Consider the following 13398-nt stretch of genomic DNA (forward strand, 5'->3'; position numbering starts at 1 on the left):
ACCAAGGGGCAGCCCTGCCGCCCACCCCCTGGTCGCACGGACCACTACCCCGATGCTCCACCGGCATGCCTGACACGGGGATTCCCGAGACCGGTGTGGCGACATCCGAACCGGGTAGCGCACGGGCATGGACACCACCTCACGGCCGGGACGGACGGGCACCGACGGGAGCGCCGGGGTCGCCCTCGTGGCCGGCGCCTCGCGCGGGCTCGGGCTCGAGATCTCGCGGGTGCTGCTGGAGCGGGGATGGGTCGTGCACGCCACTGGCCGCGACCCGGCCGCGCTGCAGCGTGCGCTCGACCTGCTCGACGCCCCGCCCGGACGCCACCACGTGCACGTCGCCGACTCGCGCGACCCCGCCGCCGTTGACGAGGTGGTCACCACCGTCCTCGAGCAGCACGGCCGGGTCGACGCCGCCGTCCACGTCGCCGGCGTCATCGGGGTGGGCGCGGTCGAGTCGGTGACGCTCGGTCACGTCCACGAGGCCGTCGACACGATGCTCTGGGGTCCGGTGCACCTCGCCCTCGCCGTCCTGCCCTCGATGCGCAGCCGCCGCGAGGGTCGCATCGGGATCGTGTCGTCGGTCGGCGGCCTCGTCGCGGTCCCTCGCCTGGTCCCGTACTCGGTCGCCAAGTTCGGGGCCGTCGGGCTCGCCGAGGGCCTCGCGGCCGAGCTCTCGGGCACCGGGGTCACGGTCACCTCGGTGACCCCCTGGCTGATGCGCACCGGCGGACACGTGCACGCCCGCTTCACGGGTGACGCCGCCGCCGACGACGCGTGGTTCGCGCCGGGCGCGACGTGGCCCGGGGTCAGCCTGCCGGTCGAGCGGGCCGCCCGGCGCATCGTCGACGGCGTGCTCGCGGGGCGGCCGGTCGTCAGCGTCTCGCCGTGGGTGGCGGTGGCCCGCCGGGTGCACGGCCTCGCCCCGGCGACGACGGTCCGGGCCCTCGGCCTGGCCGCCCGGCTCCTGCCCGGCGACGCGCCGGTCCGCGACTGGCGCCGCACGGACGCACCGGCCGCCGAGGGTCACGCGGTCGCCGCCCGCTCCCGGTGGCTGCGCGTGCTCGCCGCCCCCGGCCGCCGCTCGGCCCACCGGCAGAACCAGACCGGCTCGCGTGGCGGCGCCACGGACCGGTAGTGCCGCCGGCCTGGCCAATCGTTCGCGCACCCACGTCGGTCTCCTCATGCTGCGGCTCGGTTACGGCTTCTCGCCGGAACTGCGGCGCCACCTCGGGGGTGGCCCAGCCTCGACGGTGCCGCACCGCCCCTCGGTGCCGCGCCGCCTCGTGGTGCTCGCGGTCGCGGTCGCGGCCCACGCCGTCCTCGCCCAGCTGCTCTACGCGGGGTGGCTCGTCGACGTGCCCGGCCCGGCCGCGGACCGGATGGCGGGAGCCCAGCTCATGTACTGGTTCGGCGACCTCGCCGAGGTGGCCTTGGCCCTCGCCGTGCTCAGCCGCTGGCGTCCCGACCCGCGGCCGGCCCCCGTGGCGGCCTGACCCGACGCGTGTCGTCGGCCAGGCGCACCGTCATCCCGGCGGCGTCGAGGTGGGCCAGCAGCGGCAGCACGACCCGACGGGTGGTGCCGAGGGCCACGCGGGCCTGCGCCACGGTGAAGGGCTGCTCCAGCTCGCCGAGCCGGCGGGTGGCCTCCGCCGTCGCCCCGGGGAGGAGGATCACCCCGCGCCCGGCCCGTTCGAGGTGCCCCGCGCGCACCAAGGCGTCGAGCCGCGCCCCGACCAGGCCCAGCTCGCGCAACCGCTCCGCCGTCGGGGCCCCGAACGGCGCCTCGTCGAGGTCGGCCGCGAGGGCGGCGAGCGCCGCTGCGTCCTCCGGTGTCGTACGGCCCTGCTCGTCGAGCACGACCCGTCCGCCCGTCAGCCGGAGAGGCGGTTCCAGCAGGGCCTCCACGAGGAGGGCGTCCCCGAGACCCGCGGCCCGTGCGGCGGCGGCCGGCGCCAGCCCGCCCGCGCCGGCCGCACGCACCGCGGCCAACACCTCCTCCCGCAGGACGTGTGCACGGTGCGGCGCCACCACGACCTCCCCCGCGACGATGCTGCCCTCGGGCACCGGTCCCCCGACACCGAGCCGCCGCAGCAGCCCCCACGTGACCGCGCCACGCCGCTCGACCTCGTCGGCCACGGTGCCGCGCACCGTGGAGAGCTCGCCGGCCCGGGCCGCCGCGGCGCCGCGGCCCCGCAGCGGCGGGGGCGCCGGGTCGAGCACCTCGACCCCCCAGACCCGGCGGTCGCCGGGGTCGCGCAGGACGGCCCGGTCGCCGACCCGCAGGGGCAGCGGGCGGGTCGGCCGCAGGCGCACGACATCACCGGCCAGCGGTCGCACCCGCACCTCGACGTGGTCGGTCCCGACGTGGAGCACCGGTTGCCGCGGTGGGCGGTCGCCGGGTCGCACGCGGACGTCGACCTCGACCGGGGCGAGCACCGAGCCGGGGGCGACGAGCTGCGCCCCCCGGCGCACGCCCGCAGGGGCCCGGCCCCCGAGGTCGAGCGCGACCCGCGCGGGCGCCGACACCTGGGCCCGCGGTGTGCCCAACGCCTCCACACCGCGGACTCGCACGGGCTCGCCGTCCGCCTCGAGCACGTCACCGGGCCGCACCGTGCCGGCGGCGAGCGTGCCGGTGACGACGAGCCCGGTGCCGCGCACGCGGAAGCGCCGGTCGACCCAGAGCCGCACGTCGGCGGCCGGGTCGGGGCGCGGAACGGCCGCCAGCACGCCGACGAGCGCGTCGCGCAGGGCGTCCAGCCCCTGCCCGGTCCGGCCACTCACGACGACGTCCGGGGCGTCCCGCAGTGACGTCCGGGCGACCTCCGCCCGCGCCCGGGCCAGCGCAGGCGCCGGGTCCACGAGGTCGGCCCGCGTCACCACGAGCACCCCGTGCCGCACGTCGAGGGCGTCGAGGGCGGCGAGGTGCTCGGCCGCCTGCGGCATCCACGGGTCGTCGGCCGCCACGACGAGCAGGGCGACCCGCAGGGCCCCCAGCCCGGCCAGCGTCGTCCCGAGAAACCTCTCGTGGCCCGGCACGTCGACGAAGGCGACCTCACCGACCCCTGGCAGGTCGGTCCAGCAGTAGCCGAGCTCGATGGACAGCCCGCGGCGCGCCTCCTCGGCGAGGCGGTCGGGGTCCTGGCCGGTGAGGGCCCGCACGAGGGTCGACTTGCCGTGGTCGACGTGCCCGGCGGTGGCGACGACGTGCACGTCAGCCCCCCGCTTCCGCGCTCGCCCTCGCCCGGTGCACCGCCTCGACGAGCACGTCCTCGTCCGCCTCGTCCACCGTCAGCAGGTCGAGGAGCAGACGACCGCCGTGCACGCGCCCCACCACCGGCGGGTCGCCCGCGCGCAGGACGGGAGCGAGAGCCGACGGGAGCGACACTGCCGCACTGGGCAGGGGCACGCCCGGGGCGCCGCCGCCGCCCACCCGCCCCTCGGTGTCGACGACGGCCACGTCGCCACCGAGCGCGGATGCCACGTGGTCCGCCCTCTCGCGTAGCGACTCTCGTGCCCGACCGAGCGCCTGCACCACCGGGGGCTCGGGTCCGGTCAACGTCGCCTCGAGGGCGGCGAGGGTCAGCTTGCCCACGCGGACGGCCCGCGCCATCGGGTGGCGCCGGACCTGCTGGACGAGGTCGGCACGGCCGAGCACGAGGCCACACTGCGGGCCGCCGAGCAGCTTGTCGCCGGACGCCGTGACGAGGGCGGCCCCGGCGCGGAGGGCGCCGGCCGCGTCCGGCTCGTCCGGGAGCCTCGGGTGGGGACGCAGGAGCCCCGACCCGAGGTCCGCGACGACGGGGACCGGCAGGGTGGCGAGCTCGCCGACCCCCACGGAGGACGTGAACCCCTCGACGCGGAAGTTGCTCGGGTGCACCTTGAGCACGAACGCCGTCCGATCGCCGACGGCCCGCGCGTAGTCCTCCAGGCGTACCCGGTTCGTCGTCCCGACTTCGCGCAGCCGCACCCCCAAGGACTCCACGAGCTCGGGGACGCGGAAGCCGTCGCCGATCTCGACGAGCTCGCCGCGCGCGACGACGACCTCCCGGTCCGCGGCCAGCGCGCGGGACACCAGCGCGACCGCCGCCGCGCCGTTGGTGACGACGTGCACGTCGCCGGCGTCGGGCACGGCGGACCGCAGGGCGTCCAGCGCCCCGGTGCCGCGGGGTCCGCGCCGTCCGGTGGCGAGGTCGAGCTCGACGTCGGTGGCCCCCGCCGCGACGACCACGGCCTCGACCGCGGCCCGGGACAACGGGGCCCGACCGAGGTTGGTGTGCACGACCACGCCGGTCGCGTTGAGCACCGCGCGCAGCGAGGTGCTCGAGCGCGGCAGCCGGGCGAGCACCTCGGCGGGCACGTCCACCGGTGCGAGCCCACCGTCCCGGCAGACCTGCAGGACCTCGACGACGATCGCCTTGACGGCCGCCCGGCCCAGCCGGCCGACCGCCTTCGCGACCCGGGGCTCGGCGAGGACGGCGTCGGTCCGCGGCACGTCACGGCGGCGGTCGTCCACGGGGCTCCTCACGAGGCGAAAGCTGGCGGAGGCGGACGGGAATCGAACCCGCCTGACCGGGTGACCCGGTCACGTCGGTGTTGAAGACCGCGCCCGTCACCAGACAAGAAACGCCTCCGCGACCGACCCTAGACCGCTGCGTACCGACCCGCCGCGAGAGGGGCGCACCGGTTTCCCCGTCCGAGACCGGGGAGGGCTACGGTGCTGGGAGGGCCCCTTCCCGACGTCGAGAGGATCCGCCGTGCCGACACCGCTCGAGTGGCCGTTGCTGCGCCAGCTGCGCGGGCGTGACCGCCTCGGTCGCGGCGCCGCGGTGGAGTCCGCGACCACCCGGTCGATCACCCCCCGCACCCGCACCGCAGACCGCGTCGTCGACTCGGTCTGCCCCTTCTGCGCCGTCGGCTGCGGCCAGAAGGTCTACGTGCAGGACGAGAAGGTCACCCAGATCGAGGGGGACCCGGCGAGCCCGATCTCCCGTGGTCGCCTCTGCCCCAAGGGAAGCGCCAGCACACAGCTCGTCACGTCCGACCACCGAGTGACGAAGGTCCGCTACCGTCGGCCGCACGGGACGGCGTGGGAGGACCTCGACCTCGACACCGCGATGGACATGATCGCCGACCGCGTGGTCGCCACCCGCCGGAAGTACTGGGAGTGGGAGGACGAGCACGGCCGGCGCACCCGCCGCACCCTTGGCATCGCGAGCCTCGGAGGAGCGACCCTCGATAACGAGGAGAACTACCTCATGAAGAAGCTCTACACCGCGATGGGCGCGGTGCAGATCGAGAACCAGGCGCGTATTTGACACTCCTCCACCGTTCCCGGTCTGGGGACGAGCTTCGGCCGGGGAGGGGCCACCACCTTCCAGCAGGACCTGTCCAACAGTGACTGCATCGTCATCCAGGGTTCGAACATGGCCGAGTGCCATCCCGTCGGGTTCCAGTGGGTGATGGAGGCCAAGCGCAAGGGCGCGACGATCATTCACGTCGACCCGCGCTTCACCCGCACCTCGGCGGTCGCCGACCTCCACGTGCCGCTGCGTGCGGGTACCGACATCGCGTTCCTCGGCGGGCTCGTCCACCACGTGCTCGAGAACGACCTGGACTTCCGGGAGTACGTCGTGCACTACACGAACGCGGCGGCCCTCGTGTCCGAGGACTTCCGCGACACCGAGGACCTCGACGGCCTGTTCTCCGGCTATGACGCGGAGGAGCAGCAGTACGACCCGACCACCTGGCAGTACGAGAACGCACCCCAGTCCGCGGCGGCGGGGATGCGCGACCCAGGCCAGCCCGGCGGCCCGGCGGCCTCGGAGGAGCCGGAGGAGCACGAGGCCGCACGGTCCGAGCAGGCCGGCTCCGGCGGACCGACCGTGTGGGCCAAGCCGGACCGGGACGAGACGCTGCAACACCCCCGGTGCGTCTTCCAGATCCTGAAGCGGCACTTCGCCCGGTACACCCCCGAGCTCGTCGCCGAGGTGTGCGGGGTCTCGGAGGAGGACTTCCTGAGGGTCGCGAAGGCCCTCACCGAGAACTCTGGGCGCGAGCGCACCAGCGCGTTCTGCTACGCCGTGGGGTGGACCCACCACTCGACCGGGGTGCAGACCATCCGGACGGCCTCGATCCTGCAGACCCTGCTCGGCAACATCGGCCGGCCGGGTGGCGGCATCCTCGCCCTGCGCGGGCACGCGAGCATCCAGGGGTCCACCGACATCCCGACCCTGTTCAACATCCTTCCCGGGTACATCCCGATGCCGCACGCGGCCCAGCACCGCTCGCTCGAGGAGTTCGTCGCCGAGGACGCCGGCTCGACCGGCTTCTGGGGCAACATGGACGCCTACACCGTGAGCCTCCTCAAGGCCTGGTGGGGCGACGCAGCGACGCGGGACAACGACTTCCGCTTCGACTACCTCCCCCGCTTGACCGGCCACCACGGCACCTACGACACGGTCGTCAACCAGATCGAGGGACGCAGCCCGGGTTACTTCGTCGTCGGCGAGAACCCGGCGGTCGGCTCGGCCAACGGCAAGATGCAGCGGCTCGGGCTGGCCAACCTCGAGTGGCTCGTCGTGCGTGACCTGACGATGGTCGAGACCGCCACCTTCTGGAAGGACGGCCCGGAGATCGAGTCCGGCGAGCTGAGCACCGAGGGCATCGGGACCGAGGTGTTCTTCCTCCCGGCGGCCTCGCACGTCGAGAAGAAGGGCAGCTTCACGAACACCCAGCGGATGCTCCAGTGGCGCCACCAGGCGGTGCAGCCGCCCGGGGACGCCCGCAGCGACCTCCAGTTCTACTACGAGCTGGGTCAGCGCATCCGAGAGAGGCTGGCCGGGTCGACCGACGAGATGGACCGGCCGCTGCTCGACCTCACGTGGGACTACCCCACCGAGGGCCCGCTCGGGGAGCCGGACGCCGAGGCGGTGCTGCGCGAGATCAACGGCTGGGACGGCTCCGGCGACGCGCTCTCGTCGTACACCCAGCTCGCCAAGGACGGCTCGACCGCGTGCGGCTGCTGGATCTACTGCGGCGTGTACGCCGACGAGACCAACCAGGCCGCCCGCCGCAAGCCCCACTGGGAGCAGTCACTCGTCGCCCCCGAGTGGGGCTGGGCCTGGCCGGCCAACCGGCGCATCCTGTACAACCGCGCCTCGGCCGACCCCGACGGCAAGCCGTGGAGCGAGCGCAAGAAGTACGTCTGGTGGGACGCCCAGCAAGGGAAGTGGACCGGCGACGACGTGCCCGACTTCGTCGCCGACCGGGCCCCGGACCACGTCCCCGAGGAGGGAGCCCAGGGTCCGGACGCCCTCGGCGGGCGCGACCCGTTCATCATGCAGACCGACGGCAAGGCCTGGCTGTACGTGCCGACCGGCCTGGCCGACGGCCCGCTGCCGACCTTCTACGAGCCGGTCGAGTCGCCCGTGCGCAACGCCGCCCACCGGCCCCAGCGCAACCCGGCGCTCGAGGACGTCGCGGAGCCGGCCAACCCGCTCAACCCGCCCGAGAGCCGGGTCTTCCCCTACGTCTTCACGAGCTACCGCCTGACCGAGCACCACACGGCGGGTGGGATGTCGCGGACGCTGCCCTACCTCAGCGAGCTCCAGCCAGAGATGTTCTGCGAGGTCTCGCCGCGGTTGGCGCGCGAGCGCGGTCTCGATCACGGCGGCTGGGCGACCATCGTCACCTCCCGCTCGGCCATCGAGGCGCGCGTCATGGTGACGGCGCGGATGCGCTCCCTGCGGCTCGGCGAGCGGTGGGTCGAGCACGTGGGGCTCCCCTACCACTGGGGCGCCAACGGCCTGGTGACCGGGGACTCGGTCAACGACCTCGTCGGCATCGCGCTCGACCCCAACGTGCACATCCAGGACAAGGTCGGCACGTGCGACATCCGACCCGGGCGGCGGCCGCGCGGCCCGGCGCTGGTCGACTTCGTCGACGACTACCGGCGCCGCTCGGGCGCCCACCCGGCCGAGGAGGACGACTCATGAGCAACTCGCTGTCCGGACCACTCCATGACGTTGCCGGCGACGCCGGCCACGAGGCCCATCCGCCCCGGATGGGATTCTTCACCGACACCTCGGTGTGCATCGGCTGCAAGGCCTGCGAGGTGGCGTGCAAGGAGTGGAACCTCGTCCCGGAGGACGGGCTATCCCTCACCGGGATGTCCTACGACAACACCGGCGCCCTCGGGGCGAGCACCTGGCGGCACGTGGCGTTCGTCGAGCAGCCGACCGGCCGCGCCTCCCGCAGCACCGACCTCGGGATGCCGGGGATGGGCCCGCCACCCGACGCCACTCCCCCGGCCGGCCCCGGCCAGGAGACCGAGTCGGGCGAGGGCGGTGTGCGCTGGCTGATGTCCTCGGACGTGTGCAAGCACTGCACCCACGCCGCCTGCCTCGACGTCTGCCCCACCGGCTCGCTGTTCCGCACCGAGTTCGGCACGGTCGTCGTCCAGGAGGACATCTGCAACGGGTGCGGCTACTGCGTACCCGCCTGCCCCTACGGCGTCATCGACATCCGCCCCGGCGACGGCCGCGCCTTCAAGTGCACGCTCTGCTACGACCGCATCGGCGAGGGGATGACTCCCGCCTGCGCCCAGGCCTGCCCGACCGAGTCGATCCAGTACGGGGAGCTCGACGAGCTGCGCGAGCGGGCCGGCCGCCGCCTCGGCGAGCTGCAGGAGCAGGGCGTCGATGGGGCGCGCCTGTACGGCGCGGACCCCGACGACGGTGTCGGCGGCGACGGGGCGTTCTTCCTCCTGCTCGACGAGCCCGAGGTCTACGGGCTGCCGCCCGACCCGGTCGTCACGACCCGCGACCTCGGCTCGATGTGGCGCCACGTGGGTGCCGCCGCCGGCGCGCTCGTGGGCCTCGGGGTCGCGTCCTTCCTGGGGAGGCGCCGGTGAGGGAGCAGCGGATGGTCCCCGAGGCGAGCCCCGACTCGTACTACGGGCGGCCGATCATCAAGGAGCCGACGTGGAAGACGCCGGACGTGCCGCTCTACCTCTTCCTCGGCGGGCTGGCCGGTGCGTCCGCCGTCCTCGCCGAGGGTGCTGCGGTGACGGACCGGCCGGACCTCGAGCGGGTCGCCCGGGTCGCGGCGGGTGCGGGCGCCGCCCTCGGCACCGTGGCGCTCGTCCACGACCTGCACCGACCGGAGCGCTTCCTCAACATGCTGCGGGTCCTCAAGCCCACCTCACCCCTGTCGGTCGGGTCGTGGATCCTCGCCCCCTTCAGCGGGCTCTCGGCCGCCGCCGCGGCCTCCTCGGTCACCGGCCGTCTGCCGCGGGTGGGCCGGCTGGCAGGGGTCGGTGCCACCGTGCTCGGCCCCCCGCTCGCGACGTACACGGCTGCGCTGCTGGCCAACACGGCGGTCCCGGCCTGGCACGAGGCGCACCGCGAGCTGCCCTTCGTCTTCGCCGGGTCCGGGGCGACGGCCGCGGGCGGGTTCGCGTGCCTGTTCACCCCGCTCGACCAGGCCGGCCCGGCCCGACGGATGCTGGCGGCCGGCGCCCTGGTCGAGCTGGCCGCCGCCGAGCGGCTCACCGGTCGGCTCGGGCTGGTCGGCGAGCCCTACGGCCAGGGTCGTCCCGGACGGCTGATGCGGACGGCCCGCGTGCTGACCTCAGTCGGTGGCACCGCCGCCCTCGTCGCCGGGCGACGCTCGCGCACGGTGTCGGTGCTCGCCGGTGCGGCGTGCGTCGCCGCCTCGGTGCTCACCCGCTTCGGCATCTTCGAGGCCGGGATGGCCTCGGCCCGCGACCCGAAGTACACGGTCGAGCCACAGCGCGAGCGGCTGCGGGCCCGTGCCGCCGAGCGGGCCGGGACACTGGGTCGATGACGGCGGACACCACGACCCAGCGGCTCACCCAGTACGCGTCGGGGGGCGGCTGCGCCTGCAAGGTGCCCCCGGGCGAGCTCGAGCGGGTGCTGGCCGGTCTCACCCCGGCCGGTGGTCCGGACCTGCTCGTCGGCGTCGAGAGCGGTGACGACGCCGCCGTGGTCCGCATCGAGGGCGGTCGCGCGGTCGTGCTGACCACTGACTTCTTCACGCCCGTCGTCGACGACCCCTACGACTGGGGCCGCATCGCCGCGGCCAACGCCCTGTCGGACGTGTACGCCATGGGTGGCGAGCCGCTCGTAGCGGTCAACCTCCTCGCGTGGCCCCGCGACCGAGTGCCGTTCGACCTCGCCGCCGAGGTCCTGCGCGGCGGCGGGGACGTCGCCCGGGCGGCCGGCTGCCACCTCGCCGGGGGCCACAGCATCGACGACCCGGAACCCAAGTACGGGCTGGCCGTCACCGGGCTCGCCGACCCGGAGAGGTTGCTGCGCAACGACTCCGGCGTCGCAGGGGTCCCGCTCACCCTCACCAAGCCGCTGGGTCTCGGCGTCCTCAACAACCGGCACAAGGCGACCGGCGAGGTGTTCCCCGAGGCGGTCGAGGTGATGACGACCCTCAACCGCGACGCCTCCCGCGCCGCGCTCGCGGCCGGCGCCGTCTGCGCCACCGACGTCACCGGCTTCGGCCTGCTGGGGCACCTGTTCAAACTCTGCCGCGCCAGCGGCGTGTCGGCCGTCGTCGACGCCGCCGCCGTCCCCTACGTCACGGGGGCGCGCGAGGCGCTGGCCGACGGCTACGTCCCCGGCGGCAGCCGGCGCAACCTGGACTGGGTGCGGCCGCACCTGGAGTCCGGGGTCGGTGAGGACGAGCTGCTGCTCCTCGCCGACGCCCAGACCAGCGGTGGTCTGCTCGTCGCCGGCGAGGTCCCCGGCCACCCGGTCGTCGGGCAGCTCGTGCCGCGAGGTGGGCCGACCGTCACCGTCCGCTGACGGGGGACAACCCCTCCGGCCGGAGGTGCTCCAGGGCGTCGCTGCGGGCCCTGTCCAACACCGCGCGGCGGTGTGCTCACCCCGGCGGAGCGCCCCGCCCCCGGCAGGTCGCCCGTCATCGGCGCGATCTCCGATACGGACACCCATGACCGGACCCTTATCGGGGCGAGGCCACGGGGCCGACGCTATCGATGACCTCCTGGCCCCGGTGGCCAGGAACAACGCCCGCCTCGACGCGCTCGAGGAGCAGCTTCGGCAGGCCCAGCGGTCGTCACGCAGGATGGTGCGGCCGTGGGCATTGTCATGGGCCGGCGCACCGTCACCAAGAGCGGGCGTTAGATGCCCTGACGCAGGCCAGCACGGACAGCCAGCGCAAAGTCCGGGACCTGGCGGACGAGATCGCCGAGACGGGCATCACCGAGTCCCTACGCACCCGGTGAGCACCTGGGGGATCGCGACCTCCCCTCGCATCATGACCGGCAACCAGGGCGTGGGGATGCTCCGCGCCCTCATCTGGCGCGCTGCGCTGGGTCCGGTTGAAGCCTGGGCTGAGCCTCTCCGCGGTGATGGGTGGGAGCTCGCTCTTGAGGAGGACACACCTCACCACGACGAGGACGGACAAGCTTTGGTCGTCACCGGACGTCGCTGGTTCGCGGACCCTGGCAGATACCGCCCCGCTGGGCCGGCGACGCCGCCTTCTGTCAGACGACGCCGCCGGCGGAGGGGTAACCATGGGGTCGACGTCGAAACAACTGGGGCCGGCGGCCGTTCGACCACCCGGCCACGGCCCGCGCCGTGGGTGCAACACGTGGCGCGCCGCCGGCCGTCATATGGTGCCGCCCATGGTCGACAGCCACCGTGAGCTCGACTGGCTCGCGCGACGCCGCGCCGGCGAGTCGGTTCGCCTGATCGCGCAGCGCGCTGGCGTCTCGCCGTGGGAGGTGACGAAGGCGACGAAGCGCTTCGGGCCGTTCCCGCCGGCCGATCGGCAGGTTGGCCGGACGTATCTCACCACGTTCCTGCTCGAGGAGCGGCGTCAACGGTGGATCGCGGACCGCCGGCGCGGGGTGCGCGTGAAGGAGATCGCTGAGCGCGACGGCGTCAACCATCAGACCGTGACGCGCGCGACCAGCGGCTGGGGCCCTTACCCCGCCCGGGAGACCGTGGAGGCGTGGGTGGAGGCGCGCCAGCGTCGGCGTTCGCTGGGGGCGATCGCCTTGCAGTTCGGCGTCCGGCCGGCGACGGTGCAGCGCTTCACGACGCCGCACGGCCCGTCCCCCGCCCGGCGCAGGTTCCGGACGGGATCGAGACGCGCGAGTCGATCGCCCGCCGGGCCGGTGTGAGCGACTCGGCCGTGCGGAAGTGGCGGCACTTGCCTGAGCCGGACTGGGTCACGGCGAAGGGGCGACCGGTGTGGTTGTCGTCGACGATCCACCGCTGGCTCGAGAGCGAGGCGCTGCCTCGGTGTGACGCGTGCGGCGCGCACCCCCTCGCTCACCCCAAACGATGCGCATGTCAGGGCCCGGCGAGAACCTCCAGAACAGGGAGGAGGTATCACCCGGGCGGCACCGACGTCGGTGACCCTGCAGGGTCAGCGCGGGTCACAGGACACTCGCGCCCGACTTACGGCCAACCATGGGCGATGAAGGACGGTAGCGCCGTGACGGGGTGGGGCGCTAGGTCTTGTCCAACCCCGTACGGCGGTGTCCCTCCCCCTGCGAAAGGACACCGCCTGCACGCGGGGTGGGTGGCGTGCACCGGCTCATGGCCGCTCGCGACGACCGATCAGCCGCTCCGCACCTCGTGTGCAGGTCAGATTATTCACCCGAGATGACCGCTCGTGAAGGTATCCGTGCAGGTCAGAGTGGGCAAACCTGTCGGCGACATGAGCGGGCCGCCGCCCTCCCCGCTCGAAGGCGGCCCGCGCACGCAGGGCGGGCGCGGATCCCGGATCATGGGGGCCAGAGGGGGTGATCGACCAGCCCATCCCCGTCGCGCGTTTTCACGCCCTGCGTGCTGACTTCAGGATGGCATGGCACAGGCACCGTGACTAGCCCCCGCGGGCGTTCTGCGCGTCCCAGAGCACGCAGACTTTCCGTAGGACAAGCGGCGTTGTGTAGCCCTCGAAGCGAACGGAGCGGCGTTGCCCCGCCGCTCGGGGAAGATCACAATGGTGTCATGACCGGACAGCCCTCAGGGCGCGGCCATGACGCCGACGCCATAGACCAGCTCCTGGCCACCGTGGCCCGGAACAGCGCCCGCTTGGACGCACTCGAGAGCCAGGTCACGGATGGACAGGAGCAGATCGCTGAGCTCCAAGCCCAAGGCCTCGTCAGCGCCCGTCAAGCCGACCAGCTGAGGCACGCCCTGTGCACGTCTCGCAGGATCGGCGCGGCCGTCGGCATCGTGATGGCACGCACCAATGTCACCGAGGAAGCCGCGTTCGACGCCTTGGCGCAGGCCAGCATGCGTGGCAACTGCAAGCTTCGCGACTTGGCCGAGTACATCGTAGAGACAGGCAGCACCGAAGTACTGCACGTGCCCTGAGCGAGAACAGCCC

10 protein-coding genes and 1 tRNA gene are annotated in these 13398 nt (G+C 74.0%); 8 read left to right on the forward strand and 3 right to left on the reverse strand.

Translation table 11 applies throughout. From position 1 onward, the window contains the following. The first annotated feature begins 127 nt into the window (after positions 1-127). Together LG324_RS12755 and LG324_RS12760 are read left to right on the forward strand one after the other, a co-directional pair. Entirely contained in the window at positions 128-1138 is a 1011-nt protein-coding gene (locus LG324_RS12755) for an SDR family NAD(P)-dependent oxidoreductase (RefSeq protein WP_404348396.1), read from the forward strand. Positions 1139-1184: 46 nt separating this feature from the next. Further along, complete coding sequence (locus tag LG324_RS12760) at positions 1185-1496, forward strand: cytochrome c oxidase assembly protein (protein WP_404348398.1); 312 nt, start codon at positions 1185-1187, stop codon at positions 1494-1496. On the opposite strand, the gene LG324_RS12765 is transcribed toward LG324_RS12760, so the two are convergent. From LG324_RS12765 to LG324_RS12775, 3 genes are all read right to left on the reverse strand, one after another. Further along, a complete protein-coding gene (locus tag LG324_RS12765) occupies positions 1450-3213 on the reverse strand; it encodes a SelB C-terminal domain-containing protein (RefSeq protein WP_404348400.1) in 1764 nt (587 codons plus the stop codon). The genes LG324_RS12760 and LG324_RS12765 overlap by 47 nt on opposite strands. Position 3214: 1 nt before the next feature. Next, positions 3215-4516: an L-seryl-tRNA(Sec) selenium transferase gene (gene selA, locus LG324_RS12770; RefSeq protein WP_030529056.1), complete on the reverse strand. Its 1302-nt coding sequence runs from the start codon at positions 4514-4516 to the stop codon at positions 3215-3217. Between the two features lie 23 nt (positions 4517-4539). After that, a tRNA-Sec gene (locus LG324_RS12775) sits at positions 4540-4634 on the reverse strand. A gap of 123 nt (positions 4635-4757) precedes the next feature. Between LG324_RS12775 and fdh the strand changes: the two genes are divergently transcribed. From fdh to LG324_RS12805, 6 genes are all read left to right on the forward strand, one after another. After that, on the forward strand, positions 4758-7997 hold the full coding sequence (gene fdh / locus LG324_RS12780) for a formate dehydrogenase (RefSeq protein WP_404348402.1): 3240 nt from the start codon (positions 4758-4760) through the stop codon (positions 7995-7997). Between the two features lie 68 nt (positions 7998-8065). Further along, a complete protein-coding gene (locus LG324_RS12785; RefSeq protein ID WP_404348404.1) occupies positions 8066-8914 on the forward strand; it encodes a 4Fe-4S dicluster domain-containing protein in 849 nt (282 codons plus the stop codon). Beyond that, positions 8911-9849, forward strand: a complete 939-nt coding sequence (nrfD, locus tag LG324_RS12790) for an NrfD/PsrC family molybdoenzyme membrane anchor subunit (protein WP_404348406.1) — start codon at positions 8911-8913, stop codon at positions 9847-9849. The genes LG324_RS12785 and nrfD overlap by 4 nt, the downstream gene beginning before the upstream one ends. After that, on the forward strand, positions 9846-10838 hold the full coding sequence (selD, locus tag LG324_RS12795) for a selenide, water dikinase SelD (protein WP_030529051.1): 993 nt from the start codon (positions 9846-9848) through the stop codon (positions 10836-10838). Before nrfD ends, selD begins: the two co-directional genes overlap by 4 nt. Before the next feature lie 842 nt (positions 10839-11680). Then, positions 11681-12181, forward strand: a complete 501-nt coding sequence (locus LG324_RS12800) for a hypothetical protein (RefSeq protein WP_404348408.1) — start codon at positions 11681-11683, stop codon at positions 12179-12181. Positions 12182-13016: 835 nt separating this feature from the next. Beyond that, positions 13017-13385, forward strand: a complete 369-nt coding sequence (locus LG324_RS12805; RefSeq protein ID WP_404348410.1) for an ANTAR domain-containing protein — start codon at positions 13017-13019, stop codon at positions 13383-13385. Positions 13386-13398 lie beyond the last annotated feature (13 nt).

It is taken from the genome of Phycicoccus jejuensis (assembly GCF_044797865.1).
Classification (GTDB): domain Bacteria; phylum Actinomycetota; class Actinomycetes; order Actinomycetales; family Dermatophilaceae; genus Phycicoccus; species Phycicoccus jejuensis.